The sequence below is a fragment of the Nocardia farcinica genome, assembly GCF_001182745.1.
In the GTDB taxonomy this organism is placed as follows: domain Bacteria; phylum Actinomycetota; class Actinomycetes; order Mycobacteriales; family Mycobacteriaceae; genus Nocardia; species Nocardia farcinica.
Genome location: NZ_LN868939.1, coordinates 599,332 through 625,775 on the forward strand (window position 1 = coordinate 599,332; position 26,444 = coordinate 625,775).

At 70.9% G+C, this 26,444-nt stretch carries 26 protein-coding genes, 1 tRNA gene, 1 pseudogene and 1 riboswitch; of the genes and pseudogenes, 10 read left to right on the top strand and 18 right to left on the bottom strand.

Annotated features, from left to right (window positions below):
• Positions 1-2 precede the first annotated feature (2 nt).
• From AMO33_RS19835 to AMO33_RS19850, 4 genes are all read right to left on the bottom strand, one after another.
• Complete coding sequence (locus AMO33_RS19835) at positions 3-716, bottom strand: PAS and ANTAR domain-containing protein (protein ID WP_060593860.1); 714 nt, start codon at positions 714-716, stop codon at positions 3-5.
• Between the two features lie 59 nt (positions 717-775).
• Complete coding sequence (locus AMO33_RS30535) at positions 776-1,210, bottom strand: ATP-binding protein (protein WP_159005384.1); 435 nt, start codon at positions 1,208-1,210, stop codon at positions 776-778.
• 146 nt (positions 1,211-1,356) lie between these two features.
• Positions 1,357-2,157, bottom strand: coding sequence for an RNA polymerase sigma factor SigF (locus AMO33_RS19845; protein ID WP_011206686.1), 801 nt, complete (start codon positions 2,155-2,157; stop codon positions 1,357-1,359).
• Positions 2,150-2,587: an ATP-binding protein gene (locus AMO33_RS19850; protein ID WP_011206685.1), complete on the bottom strand. Its 438-nt coding sequence runs from the start codon at positions 2,585-2,587 to the stop codon at positions 2,150-2,152. The genes AMO33_RS19845 and AMO33_RS19850 overlap by 8 nt, the downstream gene beginning before the upstream one ends.
• A 224-nt stretch (positions 2,588-2,811) precedes the next feature.
• Between AMO33_RS19850 and AMO33_RS19855 the strand changes: the two genes are divergently transcribed.
• Entirely contained in the window at positions 2,812-3,177 is a 366-nt protein-coding gene (locus AMO33_RS19855) for an STAS domain-containing protein (RefSeq protein ID WP_011206684.1), read from the top strand.
• 18 nt (positions 3,178-3,195) lie between these two features.
• Here the strand turns inward: AMO33_RS19855 and AMO33_RS19860 are convergent, their stop codons facing one another.
• The 3 genes from AMO33_RS19860 to AMO33_RS19870 are packed head-to-tail and all read right to left on the bottom strand — an operon-like array spanning position 3,196 to position 6,493.
• Complete coding sequence (locus AMO33_RS19860) at positions 3,196-3,639, bottom strand: response regulator (RefSeq protein WP_060593862.1); 444 nt, start codon at positions 3,637-3,639, stop codon at positions 3,196-3,198.
• Positions 3,636-5,261 (bottom strand): sensor histidine kinase, encoded by a 1,626-nt coding sequence (locus AMO33_RS19865; RefSeq protein WP_060593863.1) that lies wholly within the window; start codon positions 5,259-5,261, stop codon positions 3,636-3,638. The genes AMO33_RS19860 and AMO33_RS19865 overlap by 4 nt, the downstream gene beginning before the upstream one ends.
• Positions 5,258-6,493, bottom strand: coding sequence for a PP2C family protein-serine/threonine phosphatase (locus AMO33_RS19870; RefSeq protein ID WP_170916142.1), 1,236 nt, complete (start codon positions 6,491-6,493; stop codon positions 5,258-5,260). Before AMO33_RS19870 ends, AMO33_RS19865 begins: the two co-directional genes overlap by 4 nt.
• A 243-nt stretch (positions 6,494-6,736) precedes the next feature.
• Here AMO33_RS19870 and AMO33_RS19875 point away from each other — a divergent pair, with 243 nt between their 5' ends.
• Complete coding sequence (locus AMO33_RS19875; protein WP_060593864.1) at positions 6,737-8,518, top strand: thiamine pyrophosphate-requiring protein; 1,782 nt, start codon at positions 6,737-6,739, stop codon at positions 8,516-8,518.
• Positions 8,519-8,527: 9 nt separating this feature from the next.
• On the opposite strand, the gene AMO33_RS19880 is transcribed toward AMO33_RS19875, so the two are convergent.
• The 3 genes from AMO33_RS19880 to AMO33_RS19890 form a co-directional block, all read right to left on the bottom strand.
• Positions 8,528-8,603 (bottom strand) — tRNA-Gly (locus tag AMO33_RS19880).
• A 67-nt stretch (positions 8,604-8,670) separates the two neighbouring features.
• Positions 8,671-9,411 (bottom strand): lysophospholipid acyltransferase family protein, encoded by a 741-nt coding sequence (locus tag AMO33_RS19885; RefSeq protein ID WP_060593865.1) that lies wholly within the window; start codon positions 9,409-9,411, stop codon positions 8,671-8,673.
• 17 nt (positions 9,412-9,428) lie between these two features.
• Entirely contained in the window at positions 9,429-10,181 is a 753-nt protein-coding gene (locus tag AMO33_RS19890; RefSeq protein WP_060593866.1) for a lysophospholipid acyltransferase family protein, read from the bottom strand.
• Between the two features lie 118 nt (positions 10,182-10,299).
• Here AMO33_RS19890 and AMO33_RS19895 point away from each other — a divergent pair, with 118 nt between their 5' ends.
• A complete protein-coding gene (locus AMO33_RS19895) occupies positions 10,300-11,223 on the top strand; it encodes a hypothetical protein (RefSeq protein WP_060593867.1) in 924 nt (307 codons plus the stop codon).
• 86 nt (positions 11,224-11,309) lie between these two features.
• Positions 11,310-12,845, top strand: a complete 1,536-nt coding sequence (locus AMO33_RS19900) for an MBL fold metallo-hydrolase (RefSeq protein ID WP_060593868.1) — start codon at positions 11,310-11,312, stop codon at positions 12,843-12,845.
• A 24-nt stretch (positions 12,846-12,869) separates the two neighbouring features.
• On the opposite strand, the gene AMO33_RS19905 is transcribed toward AMO33_RS19900, so the two are convergent.
• The gene (locus AMO33_RS19905) at positions 12,870-13,772 is read right to left on the bottom strand and encodes a LysR family transcriptional regulator ArgP (protein WP_060593869.1); all 903 of its coding nucleotides are present in this window, start codon (positions 13,770-13,772) and stop codon (positions 12,870-12,872) included.
• A gap of 82 nt (positions 13,773-13,854) precedes the next feature.
• On the opposite strand from AMO33_RS19905, the gene AMO33_RS19910 reads away from it, so the two are divergent.
• Positions 13,855-14,466 carry a LysE/ArgO family amino acid transporter gene (locus tag AMO33_RS19910; protein WP_011206674.1) on the top strand — a complete coding sequence of 204 codons (612 nt, stop codon included), beginning with the start codon at positions 13,855-13,857 and terminating at the stop codon, positions 14,464-14,466.
• On the opposite strand, the pseudogene AMO33_RS19915 reads toward AMO33_RS19910, so the two are convergent.
• The 5 genes and pseudogenes from AMO33_RS19915 to serS all read right to left on the bottom strand — a co-directional run bounded on the left by AMO33_RS19915 (position 14,467) and on the right by serS (position 20,675).
• Positions 14,467-14,780: pseudogene (locus tag AMO33_RS19915) on the bottom strand (DMT family transporter).
• Positions 14,781-14,790: 10 nt separating this feature from the next.
• Positions 14,791-14,857, bottom strand: a riboswitch (guanidine-III (ykkC-III) riboswitch).
• A gap of 41 nt (positions 14,858-14,898) precedes the next feature.
• A complete protein-coding gene (locus tag AMO33_RS19920) occupies positions 14,899-15,846 on the bottom strand; it encodes a DMT family transporter (RefSeq protein ID WP_060595057.1) in 948 nt (315 codons plus the stop codon).
• A gap of 61 nt (positions 15,847-15,907) precedes the next feature.
• Positions 15,908-17,287: an MFS transporter gene (locus AMO33_RS19925; RefSeq protein WP_060593870.1), complete on the bottom strand. Its 1,380-nt coding sequence runs from the start codon at positions 17,285-17,287 to the stop codon at positions 15,908-15,910.
• Between the two features lie 156 nt (positions 17,288-17,443).
• Positions 17,444-19,207 carry a putative bifunctional diguanylate cyclase/phosphodiesterase gene (locus AMO33_RS19930; RefSeq protein WP_228786790.1) on the bottom strand — a complete coding sequence of 588 codons (1,764 nt, stop codon included), beginning with the start codon at positions 19,205-19,207 and terminating at the stop codon, positions 17,444-17,446.
• A gap of 205 nt (positions 19,208-19,412) precedes the next feature.
• Positions 19,413-20,675 (bottom strand): serine--tRNA ligase, encoded by a 1,263-nt coding sequence (gene serS, locus AMO33_RS19935; RefSeq protein ID WP_011206669.1) that lies wholly within the window; start codon positions 20,673-20,675, stop codon positions 19,413-19,415.
• A gap of 110 nt (positions 20,676-20,785) precedes the next feature.
• Between serS and AMO33_RS19940 the strand changes: the two genes are divergently transcribed.
• The 5 genes from AMO33_RS19940 (at position 20,786) to AMO33_RS19960 (ending at position 24,741) form a co-directional block, all read left to right on the top strand.
• The gene (locus tag AMO33_RS19940; protein ID WP_371392070.1) at positions 20,786-21,925 is read left to right on the top strand and encodes a septum formation family protein; all 1,140 of its coding nucleotides are present in this window, start codon (positions 20,786-20,788) and stop codon (positions 21,923-21,925) included.
• Between the two features lie 12 nt (positions 21,926-21,937).
• A complete protein-coding gene (locus AMO33_RS19945) occupies positions 21,938-22,288 on the top strand; it encodes a metallopeptidase family protein (protein ID WP_011206667.1) in 351 nt (116 codons plus the stop codon).
• A gap of 101 nt (positions 22,289-22,389) precedes the next feature.
• Complete coding sequence (locus AMO33_RS19950) at positions 22,390-22,713, top strand: PE domain-containing protein (RefSeq protein WP_011206666.1); 324 nt, start codon at positions 22,390-22,392, stop codon at positions 22,711-22,713.
• Positions 22,714-22,753: 40 nt separating this feature from the next.
• Positions 22,754-23,911: a PPE domain-containing protein gene (locus tag AMO33_RS19955; RefSeq protein WP_060593871.1), complete on the top strand. Its 1,158-nt coding sequence runs from the start codon at positions 22,754-22,756 to the stop codon at positions 23,909-23,911.
• Positions 23,908-24,741 carry an ESX secretion-associated protein EspG gene (locus AMO33_RS19960; protein WP_060593872.1) on the top strand — a complete coding sequence of 278 codons (834 nt, stop codon included), beginning with the start codon at positions 23,908-23,910 and terminating at the stop codon, positions 24,739-24,741. Before AMO33_RS19955 ends, AMO33_RS19960 begins: the two co-directional genes overlap by 4 nt.
• 78 nt (positions 24,742-24,819) lie before the next feature.
• Here AMO33_RS19960 and AMO33_RS19965 read toward each other — a convergent pair whose 3' ends face one another.
• Positions 24,820-25,500 carry a histidine phosphatase family protein gene (locus AMO33_RS19965; RefSeq protein ID WP_060593873.1) on the bottom strand — a complete coding sequence of 227 codons (681 nt, stop codon included), beginning with the start codon at positions 25,498-25,500 and terminating at the stop codon, positions 24,820-24,822.
• Positions 25,497-26,411: a prephenate dehydratase gene (pheA, locus tag AMO33_RS19970; RefSeq protein ID WP_011206662.1), complete on the bottom strand. Its 915-nt coding sequence runs from the start codon at positions 26,409-26,411 to the stop codon at positions 25,497-25,499. The genes AMO33_RS19965 and pheA overlap by 4 nt, the downstream gene beginning before the upstream one ends.
• Positions 26,412-26,444: the final 33 nt, after the last annotated feature.

Genomic DNA, 26,444 nt, shown 5'->3' on the forward strand with positions numbered 1-26,444 from the left:
GATCAGCGGGGCGGCCGGTGCCCGTCGGCCCCCGCGGGTCGTCCGGCCCGTTCGTGCACGGTCAGCAGGACGTGATCGAAGCGGGTCCGCAGCCCGGCCCGGTTCGCGTCCAGCCCGCGGGCGTCGCGCACCAGCTGGGCGGCCAGCTCCCGCAGTTTCACGTTCGTCTCCTGCGAACGCCAGCGCAGCACCGAGAACGCCTGGTCGGCGCTGATGCCGTAGACGACGGTGAGCACGCCCTTGGCCTGTTCGATCGGCGCGCGGGCGTCGACGAGTTCGGGGAGCACCTCGTCGACGACGTCCTTGCGCTCGCCCTCGATGGTGTCGGTGAGGTCGATGTAGTAGCCGGTCGTGCCGACGACCGCGCCGTCCTCGTCGGTCTGGTAATCGCCGATGACGATCACCTCGTGGACCTCACCGGCGGTGTCGACGATCCGATGGCGGCTGCAGAACGGCTCGCCCGTCTCCACCCGCGACAGCGCCGACTCGACCTGCTCGCGATCCTCGGGATGCTTGTGCGAGAGCAGCAGTTCGGTGGTCGGCTGCACCTCCCCCGGCTCGTAGCCGTGCATGCGGGCGACCTCGTCGGACCATTCCCAGCGCTGGTCGGCGAAGTGGAAGCGGAACTCACCCGCGTTGGAGCACGAGTCGGTGCCGATCACGCTGCCCAGCGCGTCGATCACCTGCGGGCTCGGTCTGCTGCCTTCGATCACCAAGCCAGTATCCGCCCGTGTCCGGGCTCACGTTCGCTCAACCCGAGGTTTGCCCGGCCGACCTAGCCGGTAGGGCGGCCGTGCGCGAGCGGCAGGCGCATGTCGACGGTGGTGCCGCTGCCGGAGATGGTCACCTCGACTTCGGGGATGAGCGCGCGGATGATGGCCATGCCCCGCCCGCGCATCGGGTCCGGGCTCGGGTCGGGGGCCTTCCACCGGCCGTGATCGGCGACGGTGATGCTCAGGTGGGCGTCGTCGCGCACCGCCCGCAGCCGGATGGTGCCGCCGTCGCCGCGGTGTCCGTGCTCGATGGCGTTGGTGCACGCCTCACCGACCGCGAGCAGCACGTCGTACGCCTGGCGTTCGTCCAGCGGGCACTGCGCGAGCCAGCGCTGCATCGTGTGACGTACTTCGGCGAGTTGGTCGGGCGTGGCCGGAAAGTCCAGCTCCAACCGACTCGCCGGACTTTCCAGCCCCGACGGGCGGGTCGTCGTCACCTCAGCTGCCTCCCGGTAGGTCTGGACCGAACGACACGCAGACCGCGCAACGCTGCGTGCTCGCCGATAGCCATACCCATTCGACCACGCCACATGCCGGTTCCCGGCTGTGATCATTCCCAGGCGACCGTTTCCGGCGCGGCCGGTCAGTCGCGCAGCGCCTGTTCCCGCAGGCTCTTGAGCGTTCGCGACAGGATCCGCGAGACCTGCATCTGCGAGCAGCCGATCTGCTGGGCGATCTGCTCCTGCGACATCGAGTGGAAGAACCGCATCACCAGCACCCGTTGTTCGCGCTCGGGCAGCGCCGCGATGAGCGGCTTGACCGCCAGGTAGTTCTCCACGGTCCCGAACTCGGGGTCCTCGGCGCCGAGGGTGTCGGCCAGCGCGGGCGCGCTCGACTCACCGTCGTCGCCGCTCGAACCGTCGATGGAGGAGGTCTGGTAGGCGTTGCGGGCCACCAGGGCCTGGGTGACCTCGGCGATGTCGACGCCGAGTTCCTCGGCCAGTTCGCGCGCCTTGGGCATGCGACCCAGCCGCTGGGTCAACGTCTCGATGGCCGGGTTGAGGGTGGCCTGCAGTTCCTTGAGCCGGCGCGGCACCCGCACCGACCAGGTGTGGTCGCGGAAGTGCCTGCGCACCTCGCCCATGATGGTGGGCACCGCGAAGCCGAGGAAGGGCGCGCCCTGGGTCGGGTCGAAACGGTCGACCGCCGCGACCATGCCGACGCGGGCGATCTGCAACAGATCCTCGAAGTTCTCCCCGCGGCCGCTGAACTTGCGGGCGATGTGCTCGGCCAGGGGCAGGCAGCGTTCGATCAGTTCCTCGCGCAGCGCGCGTCTGCGCGGGTCGTCCTCGGCCAGCGCGCGCAGTTCGACGAAGTGGGGCTCGAGATCCTGGTACCCGCCCGCCGCCGCTCTGGTGGAACCGCCCGTCACCTCCTCACGCATCGGCGCCGCCGCGCGACCAGCGGAACTGCACGACGGTGGGATGACCGCCTGCGGTGGCGTCGCGGGGCCCGGTCGAGGTGGACACCGAGTCGGTGAGGGTGGAGACGATGTGCCAGCCGAAGCTGCGCTGGTCGGGGCCGGTCTCGGAGACGGTGACGGCGGACACGGTGATGTCCATCGTGGTCTCGTCGTAGCTGAACGCACAGTCCAGCTCCGATCCGGGGACCGCGTCCTGCAGCAGCGCCGTGGCGACCTCGTCGAGGGCCAGCCGGATGTCGGCGACCTCGTCGATGCCGAAATCGGCGATCAACGCCACGGTTTCGGCGAGCGCTCGGAGCATGATCAACTGCTCGTAGACCGCGGGCACGCGCACCCCGATGGTGTTGGTCCGCGTCGACGACGAGGGGAAAACGTTCTCGCCCTTACCCATTACGAATGCTCCTGAGTGCGATGCTGTCAAGCCCGGACCTCGAGCGTACCTGGCCCGGTTCCGGCGCAGCGGCCGGGCGGCCGGTCCGAACGCCCATGATTACCGATCCTCCGATCGGGTAAGTTGACTGCGGAGATCGCTCACAGCCTCGCACCGCGGTGCGCGGGGCGGGACTCGATGCTGCAGAGGTGGAAAGTGGCGAATTGCGAGCTGGGAGGTCAGCGGTGAGCGGCGAAGGCGCGTCCCGCGTGCTCGACGTGCAGGTGCGCAGCGAGAACGGTACCGAGATCGTCACCGTGCACGGCGAGGTCGACATGGCCTCCGCGCCGCAGCTGCAGGCCGCCCTCGAGGACGCCCAGCGCGGCGGAAACCCGCTGGTCGTCGACATGTCCGACGTCGGTTTCCTCGGCTCGGCCGGCCTGAGTGCCCTGCTGGTGGTCTCCGAGGCCGCCCAGCCGCAGCGGCTGCGCGTGGTGGCCTCCGACGCGGTGCGCAGGCCCATCGAACTGACCGCGCTGGACAAGCTGCTCGCGGTGTACGACACCCTCGACGCCGCGTTGGCCGAGGGCACCGGCACCTCGGCCAACTGAGTCGCCCGCGCCCCGCGCCTACCGGGTGCGGGGCAGCCGGACGACCTGGACGAAGAACTCATCGATCTGCTTGATCGCGGCCACGAACTGGTCGAGGTCCACCGGCTTGGTCACGTACGCGTTGGCGTGCAGCCGGTAGCTGCGCAGGATGTCCTCCTCGGCCGCCGAGGTGGTGAGCACCACCACGGGAATGTGCGACAGGTCGGGGTCGGCCTTGATCTTCTCCAGCACCTGCCTGCCGTCGTACTTGGGCAGGTTCAGATCGAGCAGGATCAGATCGGGGCGCGGGGCGTGCGCGTACTCGCCCTGGCGGTAGAGGAAGTCCAGCGCCTCCTGCCCGTCGTGGGCGACGTGCAGCGCGTTGCCGATCTTGTTGTCCTCGAACGCTTCCCTGGTCATCAGCTCGTCGCCCGGATCGTCCTCCACGAGCAGGATGTCGATCGGCTGGCCCGGCACGGTCATGCGTTGGCTCCTTCGGCGGATTCCACCACGGCGGTGGGCGTTTGGGTGGTGGGGGTGAGTCCGGCGCCGCGCAGGGTGAAGCAGATCCTGGTACCGCCGGTGTAGTCGGTGTCGATCCAGATGCGACCGCCGTGGTACTCGACGATCTTCTTGCACACGGCCAATCCGATACCGGTGCCACTGTATTCGTCGCGGGCGTGCAGACGCTGGAAGATGACGAACACCTTCTCCGCGAATTCCGCCGCGACGCCGATGCCGTTGTCGCTCACCGAGAACAGCACCCCGTCGGCCTCGCTCACCCGGGTGCTCTCGATCCGCACGACCGGCGCGGCCTCGGGACTGCGGAACTTGATGGCGTTGCCGATCAGGTTCTGCCACAACATCGTCAGCAACGTGGGCTCGCCCACGATCTCGGGCAGATCTTCGGGGCGCTCGATCTCGGCGTCGTTCTCCTCGATCATCGCCGACAGGTTGTGCAGCGCCTTGTCCAGCGGCTGATCCAACCGCACCGGCTCGGCGCCCTCACTGACGCGTCCGACCCGGGAGAAGGTGAGCAGGTCGTTGATGAGCACCTGCATGCGCTTGGCGCCGTCGACGGCGAAATCGATGTACTGCTTGCCGCGTTCGTCGAGCTGGGAGCCGTAGCGCTTCTCCAGCAGCTGGCAGAACGAGGCCACCTTGCGCAGCGGTTCCTGCAGGTCGTGGGAGGCTACGTAGGCGAACTGCTCGAGCTCGGCGTTGGAGCGGCGCAGCTCCTCGGCCTGCAGATCCAGGTCGGCCTTCTGCTGTTGCAGCAGAGTGCCCTGCGAGCGCGAGGACCCCAGCTCGGTGACGATGCGCCTGCGCATGTCCTCGACCGCCTCGGCGACCTGGGCCACGTCGGCGGGGCCGTGACCGTCGATGTGATGGTCGAAGTCGCCGTTGGCCACCCGCCGTGACGACTGGGTCAGCGCGGCCAGCGGGTGCACTACCAGCCTGCGCAACAGCACGGTCAACACCGTGCCGGTCAGCAGGAAGACCGCGACCATGCCGACGAGGACCACGTTGCGCAGGAAACGCGCGTCCGCCAGCGCCTCGTTGTCCGCCGCGACGGCCGCCGCGAGCCGCTCGTTCTGGATGGTGAACGCCGCGCGCAGCTCGTCGAAGACCTCTTTGGCCCGCACCGTCGTGTTCGCGGCCAGCTCCCTGGCCGCGCCGGGAGACGCCGTCGCGGCGAGTGGATCGGCGTACTCGGTGCGCCACTGCTGCGCCGTGCGCTCGATGAGGTCGAGGTCGGCGAGCAGGTCCGGGCGGCCGGCCAACAGCTCGCGCAGCCGCTGCACGGCACGCTCCTGCTCCTGCCTGCCCTCCACGTAGGGCTCGAGGAACTGGGGGTCGGCGGCGATCGCGTAGCCGCGCAAGCCGGTCTCCTGGTTCACCAGCGTGCTCTGCAACCGGTACGCCTCCGCGGAGGCGGGAAGCGTCTGTTCCAGCAGGCGGTCGGTGACCCGGTTGGTGTTGCCGATCACCTGCGCGCCCGCGACGGCGCCGAGCAGCACCACCAGGATCATCAGCGCGAAGACCAGCTGGAACCACACCTGCGCGGTGAACCGGCCCACCAGCGGGGAGTCGGTGTTCTTCATCGATGGTCACTTCCGTGCGCGGCATGCCAGCGCAGATAGATGATGGCGAGATCGTCGTCGAGGCCGCCCGCGTCCGCGGCGAGATCCTCCACCCGTCCGATCAGCTCGTCGACGAAGATCTCCGGACGGGTGGCGGGCACCGCACGCGCCACCTCCAGCAGGCCGCCCTCACCGAGCCGGGCACCGTCGCGCCCCACCTTGCCCTCGAACAGGCCGTCGGTGAACAGCATCAGGCCCGCGTGCTCGGGCAGTTCGATCTCCTCGTCGGGCCACTCCGCGCGACCGGGCAGGAAACCGAGCGCGGCGCCACCGGGCACCTCGACCCAGTGCGGCTCGCCGTCGATGTAGCGCAGCATGCCGGGATGGCCCGCGCGGCGCACCCGCACCCGGCGGGTCGCGGGATCGAGCAGCAGGCTCGTCGCGGTGGCGAAGGTCTGCCGGTCGGTGCGTTCGGCCAGCAGCACCTGCTCGAGCAGGCGCAGCTGACGCGACCCGGTGACGCCGCTGAGAACCAATGTGCGCCAAGCCAATCGCAGCGCGACCCCGGTGGCCGCGGCATCGGGACCGTGACCGGAGACATCGCCGATGATGGCATGCACGGTGCCGTCGGCGTCCTGCACCACGTCGTAGAAGTCGCCGCCGAGCAGCGAGTGCGCCCGGCCGGGCCGGTACCGCGCCACCACATCCACGGGGGCGTCGGCGCCGAGCAGCGGGGTCGGCAACAGCCCCCGTTCGAGCCGTGCGTTCTCCTGAGCGCGCATCTGGCTGGCCTGCAGCGCCGCGCTGGTGCGCTCGGCCTGCTTGCGCTGGATGGCGTAGCGCACCGCGCGGGCGAACAGCTCCGGCTCGACGCGGCCTTTGACCAGGTAGTCCTGCGCGCCCGAGGCGAGCGCGGCCAGGCCGGCGCGCTCCTGGTCCAGCCCGGTCATCACGACCACGGCGACCTGATCGTTGCGGGCCCGGATCCTGGCCAGCGCCTCGAGGCCCTGCGCGTCGGGCAGGTGCAGGTCGAGCAGCACGCAGTCGGGTACGGCTACCCGCAGCCGCTCGGCGGCCTCGGCGACGGTGCGCACCCACTCCAGCCGCAGGCCCGGTGCGGCGTCGGCGACCAGTTCCTCGACCAGCAGGGCGTCGCCAGGGTCGTCCTCGACGAGCAGGACGAAGGGCTCACGTTCGAACCAGCCGGCATCCGCGGCCAGCCCGATATCCGCGTCGAAAGCGTCACTGCGCACGGCCACCGCCGACCATTTCGCCGGTATCCACCGACATCGGCCTCCGATCACACAAGGAAGCGGCGGCGCCCGTGGCGCACGCCAACTGACTCAGCGGCCGGTTGCTGGACCGAGAGGCAGCAGTGATGTTAGCGGATTCGGACAACGCCGCGCACCACGCCCGGAGCGGGCGGCACGCCCGCGATTGGGTGGGCGCGGACCGGGTAGCACGGCCGGGGAGACGGTTCGACGGAAGGAGCGACGATGGCGACCCAGGTGGCCGACCAGGTGCTGGCGCGACTGCGGGAATGGGGTGTCGACCAGGTCTTCGGCTATCCCGGCGACGGCATCAACGGGCTGGTCGCGGCCTTCGGGCGGGCCGGCAACACGCCCCGGTTCGTACAGACCAGGCACGAGGAGATGGCCGCCTTCGCCGCGGTCGCCTACGCCAAGTTCGGGGACCGGGTCGGTGTGTGCACCGCCACGTCCGGGCCCGGCGCGATCCATCTGCTCAACGGGCTCTACGACGCCAAGCTCGACCATGTGCCGGTGGTCGCGATCGTCGGCCAGACCGCCCGCAGCGCGATGGGCGGCAGCTACCAGCAGGAGGTCGACCTGCAGGCATTGTTCAAGGACGTCGCCTCGGACTATCTGGTCGAGGTGAACGTGGCCAGTCAACTGCCCAACGCGCTGGACCGGGCGATGCGCACCGCGCTCACCCGGCGCGCGCCCACGGCGCTGATCATCCCGGCCGACCTCCAGGAGGAGGACTACGAGCCGCCCGCGCACGCGTTCAAGCAGGTGCCCTCCAGCCCGCCGCACGACCTGACCAGCACCGCGGTACCCCCCGCCGAGCACCTGCGCCGAGCCGCCGAGGTGGTGAACGCCGGCGACAAAGTGGCGATCCTGATCGGCCAGGGCGCCCGCGGGGCCGCGGCCGAGGTCGAGCAACTGGCCGAACTCACCGGCGCGGGCGTGGCGAAGGCCCTGCTGGGCAAGGACGTGCTCTCCGACGAATTGCCTTATGTCACCGGATCGATCGGCCTGCTGGGCACCAAGGCCAGCTGGGAGTTGATGCAGGACTGCGACACCCTGGTGATCGTCGGCTCCAACTTCCCGTATTCGCAGTTCCTGCCCGAGTTCGACCAGGCGCGAGCGGTCCAGATCGACCGCGACGCCACCCTGATCGGCATGCGGTACCCCACCGAGGTGGACCTCGTCGGCGATGCGAAAGCCACGCTGCGCGAGCTGCTTCCGCTGGTGGAACGCAAGACCGACCGGGCGTGGCGGGAATCGATCACCGAACAGGTGCGGCGCTCGTGGGAGATCACCGAGGCACAGGCGATGGTGGACGCCGAGCCGGTGAATCCGATGCGGGTGGTGTGGGAACTCTCCCGGGTTCTGCCCGAGAACGCCGTCGTCACCGCCGATTCCGGCTCGTCGACCAACTGGTACGCGCGCTGCCTGCGGATGCGCGGGCAGATGCGTGGTTCGCTGTCGGGCACGCTCGCGACCATGGGCTGCGGCGTCCCCTACGCACTCGGCGCGAAGTTCGCCCACCCCGACCGGCCCGTCGTCGCCCTGGTCGGTGACGGCGCCATGCAGATGAACGGCCAGGCCGAGCTGCTGACCATCGCCCGCTACCGGGAGCTGTGGTCCGATCCGCGACTGGTGGTGTGCGTGTTCCACAACAACGACCTCAACCAGGTCACCTGGGAGCTGCGGGCAATGGGCGGTTCGCCGAAATTCGAGGAGTCGCAAGCGCTTCCGGACGTCTCCTACGCCGAGCTGGCCCGCGTGATGGGCCTGCAGGCCGTCGAGATCCGCGATCCCGCCGAGCTGGCTCCCGCCTGGGAACGCGCCCTGACCGCCGACGGCCCCGTCCTCCTCGACGTGCACTGCGACCCGGAGGTACCGCCGATCCCACCCCACGCGGAATACGACATGGTCAAAGACCTGGGTAAATCGATCCTCCAGGGTGACCCGAACGCGTGGCACCTCCTGGTCCAAGGCGTCAAGAGCAAAGCCAAGGAATTCCGCCGCTGAGGGGACTCGTGGAGCGGATGACGGGATTCGAACCCGCGACCCTCACCTTGGCAAGGTGATGCGCTACCAGCTGCGCTACATCCGCGTGCCCGGCGCCTGGCCGTGCGAACGGAAACTCTAGCTGGCCGGGCGGCCCGGACCAAAATTGCTGGTCAGCGGGCCTTGGCCCGGCGGGCTTCGAGTTCGGCGCGCTCGAGATCGGCGGCCTGTTCCAGGGTGGGCGCGGTGCCGCCGAGGCGGGCGGGCAGCCAGCGGGCGCCGGGCGGGGCCGGGTAGTTCTGCTGCGCGGCGGCCAGACGCGCGCCGAGCTCGGCGCGCAGGCGGGCGGTGAGCTCGGCGGGGCTGCCCGCCGGGGGGATGGGCGCGCCGATCCGGATGTGGATCGGAAAACGGTGCCTGCCCAGCTGTTTGGGGATGTCCTTGGTCCAGATCCGCTGGGCGCCCCAGATGGCGATCGGGATGATCGGCACGTCCGCCTCCAGCGCCATCCGCGCCGCGCCGGACTTGAACTCCTTCAGCTCGAAGCTGCGGCTGATGGTCGCCTCCGGGTAGACCACGACCAGCTCGCCCGCGCGCAGCGCCGCCACGGCCTTGGCGTAGGACTCCGCGCCCGCGGAGCGATCCACGCCGATGGCCTTGCACTGCTTCATCAGGAAACCGACGATGCCGCGTTCGAGCTCGGCCTTCATCATGTACCGCACATTGCGGCCGCTGCGCCTGCCCACCAGCCCGACCTCCATGAAGTCCAGGTACGCGGTGTGGTTGACGGCCAGCACCGCCCCGCCGACGCGGGGGATGTGCTCCTGGCCCTCGATATCGATGCGCAGGCCCTGCGCCCAGAACAGTGTGCGCACCAGACCGGTGAGCAGGTCGTAGACCGGTTCGCGCGCCATCCGCGGCCCCCTCCTGATCAGTCCTCCGGTGCCGCCGCTCGTTTGGCGGCCCGCTCGGCGGCCTCCGCGGCGTCCATCGCGTCGGCCTCCGCCAGTGTGGGCGCGCTGCCGCCGAGCCGCGCGGGCACCCAGTAGGCGCCGGGCTCGTGCTCGTAGTCGCGCTGCACCTCCTCGAGCATGCGCTGCATCGTCGACCGCAACTGCGCGGTGAGGTCGGCGGCGGGCTCGTACGGCGCGATCGGCTCGCCCACGGCGATCGAGATCGGAGTGTTGGTGCGGCCCAGCCGCTTCGGGTAGCCCTTCGTCCACACGCGCTGTGCGCCCCAGATCACGATCGGGATGATCGGCACGTCCGCCTCGATGGCCATGCGCGCGGCGCCGGACTTGAACTCCTTGATCTCGAAGCTGCGGCTGATGGTCGCCTCGGGATACACCCCGACCAGTTCGCCGCGCCGCAGATAGTCCACCGCGGCCTGGTAGGAGTCCGCGCCCGCGGCACGATCCACCGGAATGTGTTTGAGGGCGCGCATGATCGGGCCGGAGATCTTGTCGTCGAAGACCTCCTTCTTGGCCATGAAGCGGATATAGCGCTTCACGCGCCGCACCGGCAGGCCCGCGTAGGTGAAGTCCATGTAGCCGGTGTGGTTGACCGCGAGCACGGCACCACCCCTGGCCGGAATGTGTTCGGCACCGGTGACGGTGAACTTCAGGCCTTGTACGAAGAAGACGGTCCGGGCCAAGCCGATGATCGTCCGGTAGACGGGTTCCACAATTCCGCTAGCGTAGTCGCAGCATCGCCCGTCCGGCAGTGCCGCGCGGCAGCCCCGCGCCCGCACGCCGGATCCGCACCGGCCCCCGCCCGTCCATCCAGGAAAGAGGATCGTCGAAGTGGAACGCGCCCGCCCGCACGAGAGTGCACGCGACCGGAGAGCATCGAGCCGCGGGCGGGGTGCCCCCGGCGCCCGGGCGCTGGCCGCCGGCGTCGCGGTGACGGCCGCGGTCCTGCTCGCGGGCTGCGACTCGGTGTCGGGTATCCCGGGCGACGAGCCGGTGGCCGCCGCCGAGCCGGTGGTCACCGAGCCGGTGCCGTCCTCGGCCACCACCGCACCCGCGCCGCCCCCGACCAGCACCCTGCCCCCGCCGCCCGCCGACGCCCCCGAGGTCGGCGCGGTGCCCGGCGTGCCCGAGGCGGCGACCGCGGTGCGCCGGTGGGCCGCCGACCTGGAGACCGACACGATCGCCGAACTCCAGGACAAGTGCTGGACGCTCCCGCCGGGCACGGTGGCAGACATGTACGCCCAGCCGCAGACCATCCTGGCCGCGCTGGCCCGCCCCGGCACCGCCACCGCCGACACCGTCACCTGGAAGAGCGCCGCCGCGACCGTGACCGTCGAGCGCGCGGCCATCGCCACCGGCTACGCCTGCCCGCGGGTGTACGGCCCTGGCGAGACCATCGGATACGACGACGCCGACGCCAGGCACACCGTCCGCCGCTACCTGTCCCGCCTGGTCGGCGAGCCGTTGGATCCGGCCGACACCGAGGACGCCCACCCGCTGCTGTGCGCGGCCTCCCCCCCGACCTGGGACCCGACCGGCAGCGGCCGCAAGGTTCCCGCTCCGCTGGCCGCGAACCCGGGCAAGCTCACCGGCGTCACCGCCTTCGACGGCGACGAACTCACCTCGCAGTGGCTCTCGGCCGGCTACATCACCGTCGACGTCCCGGTCACGAACGCCGCGGGCACCACGACGACCCGCACCTTCACCCTCGCCGAGGGTGACGAGGGCTACTGCCTCGGCGATGTCACGCGCTAGCCACCCGCGGCCCGCCCGGGCAGCGAACAGCGCTCACCGGCCAGCCACTACCCTGGTTGGCTGGTAACGGTCAGGAGGAACAGCTCGTGCAGATCATCAGCGTCGGACACGCCGGATTCCACATCCGCACCGCGGCCGGGTCGATCCTTTGCGATCCCTGGGTCAACCCCGCCTACTTCGGGTCGTGGTTCCCGTTCCCCGACAACACCGGCCTGGACTGGGACGAGCTGGGCAACTGCGACTTCCTCTACGTCTCGCACCTGCACCGCGACCACTTCGACGCCAAGAACCTGGCCGAGCACGTCAACAAGGACGCGACCGTGCTGCTGCCGGACTACCCGGTGCCGGACCTGCGCCGCGAGCTGGAGAAGCTGGGCTTCCACAAGTTCTTCGAGACCGAGGACTCGGTCAAGCACACGGTGACCGGGCCGGGCGGCGACCTGGACATCATGATCATCGCCCTGCGCGCCCCCGCCGACGGCCCGATCGGCGACTCGGGCCTGGTGGTCTCCGACGGTGAGACCACCTGCTTCAACATGAACGACGCCCGGCCGGTGGACATGGACGTGCTGCACGAGGCGTTCGGCCACATCGACATCCACCTGCTGCAGTACTCGGGCGCCATCTGGTACCCGATGGTCTACGACATCCCGGCCCGCACGAAGTCCAACTTCGGCAAGCAGAAGCGGCAACGCGGCATGGACCGGGCGCGCAGCTACATCGAGCAGGTCGGGGCCACCTGGGTGGTGCCGTCGGCGGGCCCGCCGGTGTTCCTCGACCCCGAACTGCGCTACCTCAACGACGACCGCGGCGACGAGGGCAACATCTTCCCCGACCAGATGGTGTTCCTCGAGCAGATGCGCATCCACGGCAACGAGGGCGGGATCCTGATGATCCCGGGCTCGGTCGCCGACGTGCGCGGCAAGGAACTCGACCTCACCCATCCGTTCGACCCGGACCGCATCTACGGCGACAAGGCCGCCTACATCGAGGACATGGCCCAGCGGATGGCGCCGGTGCTGGCCGCGGAGAAGGCGACCTGGGCGCACGGCGAGGGCTCGCTGCTCGAGCCGCTCAAAGAGCTGTTCGAGCCGATCATGGCGCAGAGCGACCTGATCTGCGACGGCATCGGCTACCCCGTCGGCCTGGTACTCGGCGAGGAGACGGTGGTGCTCGACTTCCCCAAGCGGGTGGTGCGCGCGCCGATCGAGGGCGAGGGCCGCTACCGCTACGGCTTCCGCATCGCGCCCGAGCTGGTGCGCACGGTGCTGCGCGACAACGAGCCCGACTGGGTGAACACCATCTTCCTGTCCACGCGTTTCCAGGCCTGGCGCATCGGCGGCTACAACGAATTCCTCTACACCTTCTTCAAGTGCCTGACCGACGAACGCATCGCCTACGCCGACGGCTGGTTCGCCGAGGCGCACGACGATTCGGCCTCCACCGAGATCGCGGGCTGGGAGATCCAGCGCCGCTGCCCACATCTCAAGGCCGATCTGTCGAAGTTCGGCGTGGTCGAGGGCACGACCCTCACCTGCAACCTGCACGGCTGGCAGTGGGATCTGGAGTCGGGCCGCTGCAAGACCTCCAAGGGCCACGAGCTCCGCTCACGCAAGCTCTGACGCGCACCGTCGGAGCGCCGCCGGTCATCGCCAGGGGTGCAGCGACTCCGCGGCGGCGGTGGCGATCGTCTCGGCGACCAGCGCGAGCGCGGGCACGTCGAGCTTCCACTGTTGCCAGTACAGCGGAACATCCGCCCAGCGCCCCGGCACCGCCGTGGTGAGCTGCCCGCTGCGCAGCAGCGGCGCCGCCTGGGGTTCGGGGATCAGCCCCCAGCCGAGGCCCGCGGTGACGGCGTCGCAGAAGCCTTCGGAGGTGGGGATGTGGTGGCGCAGTGCGCCCGCGGCCGCCCGGCCCGCGGTGAGGGTGCGCACGAAGCGGTCCTGGAGTTCGTCGCGGCGGTCGAAGACCACGACCGGGGCGTCGGGCAGGCGACGATCCGGCTCCCCGCGCAGGTGGCGCTCGGCGAAGGCGGGACTCGCGACCGGCAGATAGCGCGCCGCACCGAGCGGGCGGGCGGTACAGCCGGGCACCGGCTCGGCCGCGGAGGTCACCGCCGCCATCACCCGGCCTTCGCGCAGCAGCATGGCGGTGTGTGATTCGTCCTCGCGGTGCAGGTCGAAGCAGATCGGTGGATCCTGCGGGACGCGGGTGAGCGCGGGCAGGAACCAGGTGGCCAGCGAGTCCGCGTTGACGGCGATGGGCAGGTAGGTGGCATCCGAGCCCGCGGCGATGCCCAGTTCCCGCTGGGTGTCGCGCTCCAGCGCGGCCAGTTGCCGCGCGAATCGCACGAGCACCTGCCCGGATTCGGTGGGACGGACCGGCTTGGTGCGCAGCACCAGCACCCGCCCGGTCCGCTGCTCGAGCGCCTTGATGCGCTGACTCACCGCGGACGGCGTCACGTGCAGGGTGGCGGCGGCCGCGTCGAAGGTGCCGGTGTCGACGACGGCGAGCAGCGTGCGCACCTGGTCGAGCGGCAAGTCGATCATCACGACAGCTAATGGTAGCTAAGAAACATTAGCTGTACTGAATACGCGGCGGTGCCTACCGTCGGGAGCCGTGACCACGCAGATGCTCACCGCCGCGGTGGCGGGATTCGGTGCGGGACTGTCGCTGATCGTGGCGATCGGCGCGCAGAACGCCTTCGTACTGCGCCAGGGCGTGCGCGGCCAGGCGGTGCTCGCGGTGGTCGGCATCTGCGCGGCCTCCGACATCGTGCTCATCGGCCTGGGCGTGGCGGGGCTCGGCGCCGTCGTGGCGGCCTGGCCCGGCGCGCTCACCGCGGTCGGGCTGGCCGGCGGCGTCTTCCTGCTCGGCTACGGCGTGCTGGCCGCGCGTCGCGCGCTGCGACCGGACGCCGCCGCGCTCGGCGATTCCGGCGCCGCGGCGGGCTCGGTGCGGGCCGCCGTGGTCACCAGTTTGGCGCTGACCTGGCTCAACCCGCACGTCTACCTCGACACCGTGCTGTTGCTCGGCTCCATCGCCGCCGATCGCGGCTCGCTGCGCTGGATCTTCGGCCTCGGCGCGATGCTGGCGAGCACGGTGTGGTTCACCGGGCTCGGCTACGGTGCGCGATTGCTGAGCCCGGTGCTCGCCCGGCCCGCCGCGTGGCGGGTGCTGGACGCCCTGGTCGCCGTCACCATGGTCGCGATCGGGGTATCGCTGCTCGCGCGCACCTTCTGATCAGCCCACCATCTTCAACCCGACCACGCCGCCGATGATCATCGTCAGGAACAGGATCTTGGTCCAGGCGATCGGCTCGGTGCCGGTGGCCATGGCGTAGGCGACGGTCCCGACCGCCCCGATGCCCACCCAGACCGCGTACGCGGTGCCGACCGGCAGATCCCGCATCGCCCACGCGAGCCCCGCCATGCTCCCGGCCAGCGCGACGAAGAACACCACCGACGGGACGAGCCGGGGAAACCCTCGCTCCGGCCCAGCGCGGTCGCCCAGACCGCCTCCAGCACCCCGGAGATGACCAGCAGCAGCCACGACATGTCAGCCCTCCTCGGGCCGTCTTGTCGCACTCCGGGTACGGCACCCCTCGTCCGGGAGCCCGCGCACCGGGCTCGTCTCCACGGTCGCACATCGGCTACGGTGCGGCAAACCACCTGATCAGGCGCGGTTCGGCTCGGTGGCCAGGGCGATCGCGACGAGCGTGAGCAGACAGCCGAGCAGCGACCACGGGGAGAGACCCGGGCCGGCGGGGACGAGCGTGTCGAGCGCCACCGAGGCGACCAGCTGCCCGGCCACCGAGGTGAGTCCGAGCAGCAGCACGCCGATCCAGCGCACCGTCAGCGCGGCCAGCGCGATGAACGCCACCCCGATCACCCCGCCCAGGTACAGCCACGGCTCGGTGGGGAACGCCCCGAGCCCGCGCAACGTCAGCACCACCACGAATTCCACGCCGAGCAGGACCGCGAACCCGACGGCGAAGTTCACCAACGCCGCCGAGCCGGCCCCGCCGACCGCCCCGACCCGTCCGTTGACCGCCTGCTGCCAGGCCAAGCCGATACCCGCCAGGGCGGGCAAGGCGATCAGCACCGGGTGCGGCACCTCGCGCACCGATTCCGGCAGCGCGAGCCCGGCCTGTCCGGCGTCGGTCCGGGTGCTCGTGGCCAGCACCACCGCGCCGATCGCGAGCACCGCGCCACCGGCGCGTCGCGGGGTCACCGGGGTCCGCCCGCTCGGGGCGAGCCCGGCGCGGTCGACCGCGAGGCTGCTCAGCAACTGCCCCGCGACGGCCGCAACGGTGAAGGCCGTGACACCGATCGCCGCCACGGTCAGCCCCTGGCTCGCGACGAAGAACGCCCCGAACAACCCGCCGAGCAGCTGCCAGCCACGCAGCTGCCCTTCGCCCAGCGCCCGCCGCACCGCCGCCAGGCCGGCCCGCAGCCGCCCGCTCACCGCGAACGCCGCCGCCAACACCACCAACCCGGTGCCGAAACTGACGGTGGCGGCGGCGATTCCGTCGTGCAACCGCATCCCCAGCGCGCCGTTGATCCTGGCCTGCACCGCCACCCCCGCGCCGATGCAGAACCCGAACACCAGCCCCAGCCTCATCCGCGCGGTCACGTCCGCACGGTACCGCCCGCGGCGAGGTGGGCGATCGAAGCGCGCTGGCTCACCGCCCGTCGACGGTGGCCGGATCGGCGGCGGGGCGCGGCAACCACGACGGGGTCAGTGCCGCGACGCCGAGCATGAGCGCGCCGAGCACGGCGAGGGTCACCGCCATCGACAGCCAGGTCCCGGCGAGTGCGGCGAGCCCGAAGACCGCGAGGGCGACGACTTCGGCGAGCAGTCCGGACACCGAGGTGACGGTGGCACGGGCCGTGCCTTCGATGGCGTCCTGGAGGCGGGCATCGGCGACGATCTCGGCGTTGAGCACGGCGCCGTAGCCGACGCCGAGGGCGATGAAACCGGCCGCGGTGAGCGGGTACACCCAGCCCGGGCGGCCGGCGGCCAGCCCAGCGACGAGGGCGCCGGCGACGAACAACAGGCCGCCCACGGCCACCATCACCGCCAGCCTGGGCCCCGGCCACCCGCTGGTGCGCCCGGCCAGCAGCGTGCCGGTCATCGAACCCACCACGGTCACCCCGATCAGCACCGGCACCACCGCCGTCGGCACACCCACCGACTGCGCGAGCAGGGCGAAGTACTCGTCGTAGGCGGTGATGCCGAACAGCATCGAACCCAACAGGACGGCACGGCGGATCCGGGGAGTCCGCACCGTCTCGCCCACCCCCGCCCGCAGCATCCGCAGGTACCGCGCGGCCACCCCGTCACCGCCCGCTACCGTCGTCGCGTCGCCATCGGCAGCCACCGCCCGCGCGGGCGGCCCCGAATCCGCGTCGGCCACCCGACGCACCCACCGCTCGCCCACGCTGTGCTCGGTGGCGCGCGGTTCACCGCGCACCGGCGGGTGACCGGGCACCACCGGCTCGGGTGCCGCGTCGATCTCGGCGACCGATCCGGCCTTCGGCACGCTCGGCAGCCCGCACGCGAGGGCGGTGTGGGCCAGCGCGATTGCCACGCTCAACCATCCGACCAGCCCGTATCCGCCGAGCGCGTACAGCGGCGCGGCGGCGAGGATCGCCACCACCACCGCGCCTTCCGCGGCGGCGCGGGCGTATCCCATCACCCGCGCGTACTCCCCCGCCCGCTCGCGCGCGGCCAGGTCGTCGTAGATCAGCGCCTCGAAGGTGCCCGATTCCAACGCCCCCGCCACACCCCACAGCACGAAGCCGAGAGCGAAACCGAGGTAGGACGGCGCGGCGGTCCAGACCGTGAACGCCGCCGCGACCAAGGCACCGCTGAGCACGAGCAGCCCGCGCCGGGACACCGTGTCCGCCCAGGCGCCGGAGGGCACCTCCAGCACGAACGACGTGATCGACCAGAGCGCGAACAGCGAAGAGATCTGTGCGGTGGTCAGGCCGTGGTCGGCGAACAGCAGCGCGTAGAGCGCGTAGAGCGGAACGAATTCGCGCGAGCCCTTGAAGAGCACCGCGCGCCACGCCAGCCCCCGGACATCACGCGGTGTGCGGACGCCGGGCGAGAATCAACAGCCACTGAAGAGGATCGCCATGCGACCAGACTGGTCCGAGCCGCCCCGCGCCGTCAAGAGCATTTCCGGCCGGGCCGTGGTCCGCCCGGATCGTGGTCAGCTGAGCGGCACCCAGCCGTTGGATGCCACCGTGTCCGCGCGCTCGGACTGGCCGGAACCGACCCGGCCCTGGCCGTAGTTGAGGTCGTTGATCAACTCCGACACCGGATGCGAATCGCTGTAGTGATAGCCCTGCGCCAGCGCGAACCCGAGTTCGGTGAGCACCGCGGCCTGGTACTCGGTCTCCACACCCTCGGCGATCACCTGGAGATCGAGCGCGTTGCTCAGCGCGGCGATGACGCCGAGCAGCGGCGGAGCGGGCGAGTCGGAGCGGATCGCGGCGACGAAGGACTGGTCCACCTTGAGGATGTCGCTGGGCAGGGTGGCCAGTCGGCTGAGCGAGGAGTAGCCGGTGCCGAAGTCGTCGATGGCGATCCGCACGCCGCGCTCGCGCAGGGTGTGCAGGTTGGCGATGGCGGTCTGGGATTCGGCGGCCAGCTCGCTCTCGGTCACCTCGAGCACCAGCTGGTCGGCGGGCCAGCCGGTGGCGGACAGGATGTCCGAGACCCGGTCGGCGTACCCGGCCTCCGCCAGTTCCAGTCCGCTGACGTTGACATTGAGCGTCAGGTCGAGCTGGGCGAAGGTCTCCTGCAACCGGGCCGCGTCGGCGCAGGCGCGGCGCAGCACCAGCTCGTCGAGGTCGGCGATGAGGTCGTACTCCTCGGCCACCCGGATCAGGCCCTCGGTGGTGACGTCGGGCTGCGCGCTCGACGACCAGCGCAGCAGTGCCTCCACGCCGACCGCCTTGCCGCCGCCCTCGGTGAGGCTGACGATCGGCTGGTAGTGCACGTCCAGCGCGCCGCGGTCGATGGCTTCGCGCAGTTCCACCGCCAGCGGCAGCTGCCGCGAGGACTCCAGCACGGTCCGGTTCCGGCCCGCCTGCTTGGCCCGGTACAGGCCGACGTCGGCGCGACTGACCAGCAGCGACCCGGACTCGCCCGGCTGCCACGAGGTGACGCCCGCCGAGCAGCCGGTGGTGACCGCCGCGCGCAGCTGCTCGGTGAGCAGGATCGCGGCCTGTTCGGTGGTGTTGGGCAGCAGCAGCGCGAAGGCGTCGCCGCCGTAGCGGGCCAGCCGCTGGTCCGGGGCGAGCAGTTTCGACCAGGTGTCGGCGACCCGTTGCAGCACCGCGTCACCGGCGCGGTGGCCGAGATGGTCGTTGATCTTCTGGAAGCGGTCCAGGTCGACCAGCACCAGCGCCAGGCCCTGCCCGCTGCGGGTGGCGTGCTCGATGGCGGTGTTCAGCGCGCGGTCGAAGCCGCGGCGGTTGAGCAGGCCGGTGAGCACGTCGATGTCCGCCTCGGAGGCCATGCGCGTGAGGATGCCGACCACGACACCGACGCCGAACGTCACGCCCGCCGGGATGATCCCCGACCACCACGGCAGGTCCCTGGTCGGCAGCGACCACAGGCACAGCACCACCGCGAAGGCGATGTGCGCGGCGGCTTGCGGCCAGCGGAAGAACAATGCGGCGTCGCAGGCGATGAAGACGTAGAAGGCGGCCAGGCTGATGGCGCCGACGGTGTTCGGGAACGCGTAGACCGCGATGGTGATCAACACGGTCGCGATGGCGACGTACCCGTGATGGATCCCGTGTGGCAACCGCGGACCCCAGGCGAGCAGCGTCAGGCCCAGCGCCAGCGCGATCGCCGCCGCCGTACCGACCAGCGGCCGATTACCCTCGTCGCCCGGAGCGACCGCGGTGATCACCAGGCCGAGCACGCCACCCATGACGTAGAACGCCCCGGTGGTCCTCGCCATGACCATTGCCGTCGCCAGCGCCGATGCCGCCCGCACCCGGGTTCGGGTATCGCCGCGCGCCCCGATTCCTCGCACGGAGAACAGCCTAGACACTGCGCATCACCGGAGTTGCCACATCCCGCAATTCGGGCAGGGCGAACGCTCGGCTATTGTCCGCCGCTCGAGTGTCCGCCGCTCGAGTGTCCGCCGCTCGGGTGTCCGTCGGTCAGGCCGGTGGCCGCAGCACATCGGTGCCGACGAACGGCACCAGCGCGGCGGGCACCCGCACCGACCCGTCGGCCCGCTGATGGTTCTCCAGGATCGCCACGATCCACCGGGTGGTGGCCAGCGTGCCGTTCAGGGTCGCCGCGATCTGGGGTTTCCCGTTCTCGTCGCGGTAGCGCACCGACAGCCTGCGGGCCTGGAAGGTGGTGCAGTTGGAGGTCGAGGTCAGTTCCCGGTAGGTCTGCTGGCTCGGCACCCAGGCTTCGCAGTCGAACTTGCGCGCCGCCGAGCTGCCCAGATCGCCCGCCGCGACGTCGATGATGCGGTAGGGCACCTCGATCGCGGCCAGCATTTCCCGCTCCCAGGCCAGCAGCCGCTCGTGCTCGGCCTCGGCCTGGTCGGGCGTGGTGTAGACGAACATCTCGACCTTGTCGAACTGATGCACCCGGATGATGCCGCGGGTGTCCTTGCCGTAGCTGCCCGCCTCGCGGCGGAAGCACGACGACCAGCCCGCGTAGCGCTTGGGACCGGCGCTGAGGTCGAGGATCTCGTCGGCGTGGTAGCCGGCCAGCGGCACCTCCGAGGTGCCGACCAGGTACATGTCGTCGTCGGCGAGGTGGTAGACCTCCGCGGCGTGCCTGCCGAGGAAGCCGGTGCCCGCCATCACCTCCGGGCGCACCAGCACCGGCGGGATCATCATGGTGAAGCCGTTGGCGACCGCCTTCTGCGCGGCCAGTTGCAGCAGGCCCAGTTGCAGCAGCGCGCCGTGGCCGGTGAGGAAGTAGAAGCGCGAGCCGGAGACCTTGGCGCCGCGCTCCATGTCCATCAGGCCGAGCGCCTCGCCGAGTTCGAGGTGGTCCTTGGGCTCGAAGTCGAACTCCGGCGGGGTGCCCACGGTCTCGAGCACGACGTAGTCGTCCTCGCCGCCGGCCGGAACGGCGGGCAGCACCACGTTCGACAGCGCGCGATGCGCGGCGTCGAGATCGGCGTCGGCCGCGTGCTGGGCGGCTTCGGCCTCCTTGACCTTGACCGACAGCTCCTGCGCGCGCGCCAGCAGCGCGGATCGCTCCTCCTTGGGCGCCTTCCCGATCTGTTTGCTCATCGCCTTCTGCTCGGCGCGCAGATTGTCGGCGGTGGCGACCGCCGCACGCCGGGCCGCGTCCGCCTCGAGCAGTGCGTCGACGAGGGCGGGGTCTTCGCCGCGGGCACGCTGCGAGGCGCGCACCGCGTCGGGGTCCTCCCGCAGGAGTCGGAGGTCGATCATGGGCAGTCAGCCTAGTCGGCGCCGCGTGAGCCAGTCACACCGATATTCCGCCAGGTCGTGGCACCGCATGGGAGCTGCTGCCATGATGGAGCGCGATGTCCTCCGATGATGTGTCCCAGGATGATGTGTCCCAGACACCGCAGCAGCCCCGGCCGGGGGCGGGCAGGCCGGCGCGCGCACGTCGGTCCCGCGCAGGCTCGGGGAACGATTCCGCCCTGGCCCGGGTGCGCGAGGTGCGCCTGTCGGCGCCGAAACTGCGCTGGGGGCTGCTCGCCGCGGCCGCGGGCGCGGTGGTCGCCGCGCTGGTGACGCTGTTCGTCACCGGCTTCGAGAACGAGAAGGGGCTGGAGGCCCACAATCCCGCCGCACCCGCGCACACCGTGCTGGACAAGGAGTTCGGCACCGCCTCCGCCGGCGACTGCCTGACCTGGAGCAAGCCCGACCGCAGCGACCTGATGAAGGTCGCCTGCGACAACCGGCACCTGTTCGAGGTGGCCGCCGATATCGACATGAGCCGTTACCCCGGAGTGGAGTTCGGCCCGGGCTCCCGCTTCCCGGATTCGCTGCGCCTGACCGAACTCAAGGAGGAGCACTGCGTGCCCGCGGTGCAGCGGTACATGAACGGCAAGTTCGACCCGCGCGGCCGCTACGTGGTCGGTCTGATGTATCCGAGCCCGGAGGGCTGGAAGAACGGCGACCGCACGCTGCGCTGCGGCCTGCAGTTCTCGGCCAGCACCGGCGCGCCGCTGCCCACCACCGGCAGCGCGGCCACGCAGGACCAGTCCAAGGTCTTCGCGGCGGGCACCTGCCTCGGCATCAACCAGAACCTGCCCACCGATCCGGTGGACTGCGCGCAGGAGCACGCGGTGGAGATCGTGTCCACGGTCGATCTGGGCACGCACTTCACCGGCGGCCCGCCCGCCAAGGCCGATCAGGACAAGTTCGTCGAGGAGCAGTGCACCACGGCGGTCAACGACTATCTCGGCTCGCCCGACGCCATCCGCAACAAGACGCTGACGCTGTTCTTCGACTACGTCGACGCGCGCAGCTGGCTGGCGGGCAGCCGCAAGCTGGACTGCATGATCGGCAAGGGCACCGACCGGGAGGGCTTCGCCCCCATCATCGGTTCCGCCCGCGGCGACATCCTGATCAACGGGCAAGCCCCTGTGCCACCGCCGAATTCGGGCCGGTCCACCCCCACCCCGCTGCCCGGCGCCGCCCCGCTGCCGCCGCAGCCGCAGCCGCGGTAGGCGCATCGGCACATGGCGGTCTCCATGTCCGAGGACCGGTTCGAGGAGCTGGTCTCCGATGCGCTCGACCTCATCCCGCCCGAATTGACCGGCGCCATCGACAATGTCGTGGTGCTGATCGAGCCACGCGACCCCGACGACCCGCACCTGCTCGGGCTCTACCGCGGCATCGCGCTGACCGAGCGCGACAGTCATTACGGCGGTGCGCTTCCCGACACCGTGACCATCTATCGCGACGCGATCCTGGAGATCTGCGCCGACGAGGCCGAGGTGGTCGAGGAGGTCGCGGTGACCGTGATCCACGAGATCGCGCACTACTTCGGGATTGACGAAGAGCGGCTGCATCAGTTGGGATGGGGTTAGAGGGGATTCGATGGAACCGATCGCGTGGCTGTCGCGTCCTATCACTCGTAGGGGGAATTCTTGTGGTTCCGCCCATAGCCGCCACTAGAAGGAGTCGAGTCATGGTTGGCCACGTATCGATCTCGCCCGAGCTCATTCTCGCCGCCGCCGCCGAGCTGGACCTGCTCGCCGAGCGGCTGGCCGCGGCCGCCACGCTGAGCGGCCCCGCCACCCACGTGCTGCCCTCCGGTGCGGAAGAGGTCTCGCTCCTGGCCGCCCAGCACTTCAACAAGGCGGCCGCCACCCACGATCATTCGATCGCCCAGGGCATCCTCGAACTGCACCACGCGGCCAACGTCCTGCGCATGCAGCTGGCCACGCACGTCGCGGAGGACGTCGTCAAGGCGGGTGTCATGAACAGCGTCGCCGGAACCATCGGGGCCTGATCCGCGCCATCGCGCGTGATCGACGAACAGGGGAGAAAACATGACCGCAGGTATCACCGGGGTGTTCTGGCTGCCCCGCATGGCCGAAGCCAATTCCATCGCGCTGAACGCGGGCGCGCACGCCGTCCCGATCTCGGCGGCGGCCACCGCCTGGGGTGCGCTCACCGCGGCCTGGGTGGACGCGACCGCCACCGTCACGCGGGTGATGGCCGAGCTCGGCGTCGGCATGCAGGGTGTCAACGGCATCGCGGCGCTCTCGCGGCTGGTCGGGTTCACCGGCTGGGCCGAGCAGCAGGGCGTCATGGCCGCCGCGATGGGCTCCAAGGCCGCCGCCAACGCCACCGCCTACACCGTGGCGTCGCTGGCGATGCCCAGCCTGCCCGAGATCCTCGCCACCAACGCCGCCGTGGTCGCCTCGGCCAACCCGGCGGGCGCGGTGTCCGGCGCGTTCGAGGCCGCCGAGCTGGCCAAGCACGCGATGGACCTGCGCGCGGCCCTGGTGATGGAGACCTACGAGGCGGCCACCACCGCCGTCGTCACCACGCCCGGCGAGTTCCAGGCGCCGCCGCCGATCGCCGACGGCGCGGGCACCGCGTCCCCGGCGCAGTCCGCCGAGACCTCGTTCCAGGGCGATCCGGTGCAGACCGCGCTCGCGACCGCCGCGTCCGTGGTGAACAACCCGGCCGTGGTCAGCGCCGCCACCCAGGCGGCCAACGTCGCGGGCACCGTCGCGACCTCCGGCGTCAGCACGGTCGGCAACCTCGGCGCGAGCGCCATCGCCGCCGCCACCGGCGCCGCACCGGCGGCCCCGGTCGCCGCGGCCCCGGCCGCCGTCATGGGGGCGGGTCCGGCCGCGGGCGGTGCGGGTGCGGCGGCCACCCGGTCGGCCACGGTCGGCCTGGGCGGTTCGGTCAACCTGCAGAACGGTTCGCTCAAGCTGCCGGAGGGCTGGGGCTCGGGCCTGCAGTCCGCCGCACCGGCGGCGACGCCGGCCACCGAGGTGGTCGCCCGGGTGGAGACCGCGCCCGCGCGCGCCGCCAACGCACCGGGCAGCCCGCTGCTCGGCCGCACCCAGTCGGCCGAGGACGAGGAGACCGAGCACAAGGCCGCGGACTACCTGCGTGGCGATCACTTCGGCGACGGCCGCTACGCCGCGGACGGGGTGATCGGCGCCGATCCCGCCGGGACGGCTCGGTGACGATCCTCGGTGCGGGCCGCGGTCCGTCGATGCTCGGCGGCGTCACCCTGGCGCTGGACGAGATGCAGTTCCTTCTGGAGAAGCTGGAGTTCGACGAACTACCGGTCGTGCTGCAGGCGGTCGGCCGCTACGACAACCAGGCCGACCACGACGCGGCGATGCAGGTCGCCGAGAACTCCCTCGTCGAGCGGGATCTTCTGATCGACGGGGTGGTGCACCGGGAACTCGAGGACCGGTTGCGCACGCTCTACCGCCCGCACTGGGTGCTGGCGTTGCGCCTGGTCGTCGAGGGGCAGGTCAGCAGGATGTGCCTGGCGCAGGGCGACGACATGGCCGTCGTCGCCCTGCGCGGGCCGCAGTCCTACGTGGTCGACGAGGTGGACGAGGACCTGCCGGGTCCGCTCGTCGCCGCGCTCGGTTCGGCCGAGCCGCTCGAACTGGAGAGCATGAACGCCCAAACCGAGTTGCTCGCCCCGATTTTCGGCGACGCCGGGGACTCCGCGGCCACCGCGAATCGGCTCGCCAAAGTCTGCCAGCCCGCCCGGGACGTGCAGACCCTGGCCTCCGCGCTGGTCGAGATCCGTTCGCACACCCAGATTTCCGGGGTGGTCTACGGCGACGGCACCCGCGAGATCGCCGACAGCCACGTCGCCGTGTTCGACACCAGGGGCGGCCGGATCGTGTTGACCGCCAGCGTCGCCGACGACGGCACCAAATGGACCTCGATCAGCAGCGGCACCACGGCCCGGCTGCGGACCGCGATCCAAGATCTCATCGACTCGTTGCCCGAGCGCGAGAAGTTCCCGCCGGTCGTCACCGAACCGATCTGAGCCGCGGCCCACTGCCGCGGCCGATCAGCCCGTCGGATCCGCTCAGCCCGTCGGAACTGCTCAGCCCGTCGGAACTGCTCAGCCCATCGGATCATCGGCGGTCGGCGACACCTCGTACCCGAACGGTGGCACGAACCTGCCCCACCGCACGCATTCCCAGCCGCCGTCCAGACGCGGCACCAGCTCGATGGTCTCGGTGTTGTCCAGGTGGTTGTTCGTGGTGAACGGCGGGCCGACCCCGGTCAGCGTGCGCGCGACCAGGCGCATGGCCGCGCCGTGGTTCACCAGCAGCACATCGCCGGTGTTGGCCTCCGGATCGAGGAAACGCTGCCGCAGGTCCTCGATCACGGGCAGGAACCGGTCCAGTACGTCCGCGCCGGATTCGCCGCCGGGCACCGCCACCTTCAGATCACCTTCGTGCCAGGCCCGGTAGATGCGCTGGAAGGTACGGTGCGCCTCTTCGTCGTTGAGGCCCTCCAGGTCACCGGCCTGCACCTCGTGCACACCCTCGAGCACCGACGCGGCCACTCCGGTCGCGGCCTCGATGAAACTCGCGGTCTGCCTGGCTCGCAGCGCCTCCGAGGTGAACAGCACCCGCGGCGGCGTCAGCAGCGTCGAGCCGAACGTCTTCGCCTGCGCCGCACCGCGTTCGGTCAACGGCAGGCCGGGCACCCTGGTGTCCAGCAGCTTGGCCACGTTGCCCTCGGTCTCGCCGTGCCGGACCAGGATCAGCCTGCCCGCGGAACCCGCCCCCGTCATAGGTCCGCCACTCCCTTCCGTAGCTGCGTCAGCCACTGCGCCGCCTCCTCGTCCGAGGGTGGTGGCGTGCCGGTCGCGGAGGTCGCGGGCCACGAGCCGAGGAACCGGATGCGCGCGGTCCGGTGCAGCGCCTTCAATGCCTCGGCGACCGCGGCGTCGTCGATGTGGCCGACGCAATCCAGATAGAACCGATAGGTGCCCAGACCCGTTCGGGTCGGCCGCGATTCGATGCGGGTGAGGTCGATGCCCCGGGTGGCGAACTCGGCGAACGCCCGCATCAGCGAGCCGGGCACGTTCGGCAGTTCCAGCACGATCGAGGTGCGGTCGGCGCCGGTGGCGGGCGGTGCCACGCAGGGGCGGCGCACCAGCACGAAGCGGGTCACCGCCTGCTCGTAGTCGACCACTTTCGAGGCCAGCGCCACCAGGCCGAGCCGCTGGCCGGCCAACGCCGTCGACACCGCCGCCTCCGCGTGCCCGGCCACCACGTCCTCGGCCGCCGCCGCGTTGGACGCCGAGGTGTACATCCGCACCTGCGGCAGCGTGCGCTCGACCCACATCCGCACCTGCGCCGCCGCCACCGGGAACGCCGCCAGCGTGCGTACGTCGGCCAGCGTGGTGCCCGGCCTGGCCAGGATCTCGAAACTGACCTCCAGCTCGGTCTCGGCCACGATCTGCAGCCGCGGGCCGATCGCCAGCGAATCGAGGGTGGCCGAGATGGAGCCCTCGATCGAGCTCTCGATCGGCACCACGGCGCCCTCGACGGCGCCGGATCGGATCAGATCCAGCGCCGCCGGTTGCGACGGGGCGGCGACCCGCTCGACGGGGCCATCGAAATGGCCGGAGGATTCGAGCTCGGCCAGGGCCATCTCGGTGAACGTTCCGGTGGGTCCGAAGTAGGCGATACGCGGCACGACTACGACTGTATTGAATTTCTGTGACCGCGC

Coding starts and splice junctions, on each gene's coding strand:
- AMO33_RS19930 (WP_228786790.1), bottom strand. CDS start 19,207: ATGGCGAGGACCACCGGGGCGTTCTACGTCATGGGTGGCGTGCTCGGC.
- AMO33_RS19910 (WP_011206674.1), top strand. CDS start 13,855: ATGCTCACCGCCGCGGTGGCGGGATTCGGTGCGGGACTGTCGCTGATC.
- AMO33_RS19920 (WP_060595057.1), bottom strand. CDS start 15,846: ATGAGGCTGGGGCTGGTGTTCGGGTTCTGCATCGGCGCGGGGGTGGCG.
- AMO33_RS19965 (WP_060593873.1), bottom strand. CDS start 25,500: ATGACGGGGGCGGGTTCCGCGGGCAGGCTGATCCTGGTCCGGCACGGC.
- AMO33_RS19905 (WP_060593869.1), bottom strand. CDS start 13,772: ATGATCGACTTGCCGCTCGACCAGGTGCGCACGCTGCTCGCCGTCGTC.
- AMO33_RS19945 (WP_011206667.1), top strand. CDS start 21,938: ATGGCGGTCTCCATGTCCGAGGACCGGTTCGAGGAGCTGGTCTCCGAT.
- AMO33_RS19865 (WP_060593863.1), bottom strand. CDS start 5,261: ATGAAGAACACCGACTCCCCGCTGGTGGGCCGGTTCACCGCGCAGGTG.
- AMO33_RS19875 (WP_060593864.1), top strand. CDS start 6,737: ATGGCGACCCAGGTGGCCGACCAGGTGCTGGCGCGACTGCGGGAATGG.
- AMO33_RS19845 (WP_011206686.1), bottom strand. CDS start 2,157: ATGCGTGAGGAGGTGACGGGCGGTTCCACCAGAGCGGCGGCGGGCGGG.
- serS (WP_011206669.1), bottom strand. CDS start 20,675: ATGATCGACCTCCGACTCCTGCGGGAGGACCCCGACGCGGTGCGCGCC.
- AMO33_RS19950 (WP_011206666.1), top strand. CDS start 22,390: ATGGTTGGCCACGTATCGATCTCGCCCGAGCTCATTCTCGCCGCCGCC.
- AMO33_RS19885 (WP_060593865.1), bottom strand. CDS start 9,411: ATGGCGCGCGAACCGGTCTACGACCTGCTCACCGGTCTGGTGCGCACA.
- AMO33_RS19955 (WP_060593871.1), top strand. CDS start 22,754: ATGACCGCAGGTATCACCGGGGTGTTCTGGCTGCCCCGCATGGCCGAA.
- AMO33_RS19850 (WP_011206685.1), bottom strand. CDS start 2,587: ATGGGTAAGGGCGAGAACGTTTTCCCCTCGTCGTCGACGCGGACCAAC.
- AMO33_RS19860 (WP_060593862.1), bottom strand. CDS start 3,639: ATGACCGTGCCGGGCCAGCCGATCGACATCCTGCTCGTGGAGGACGAT.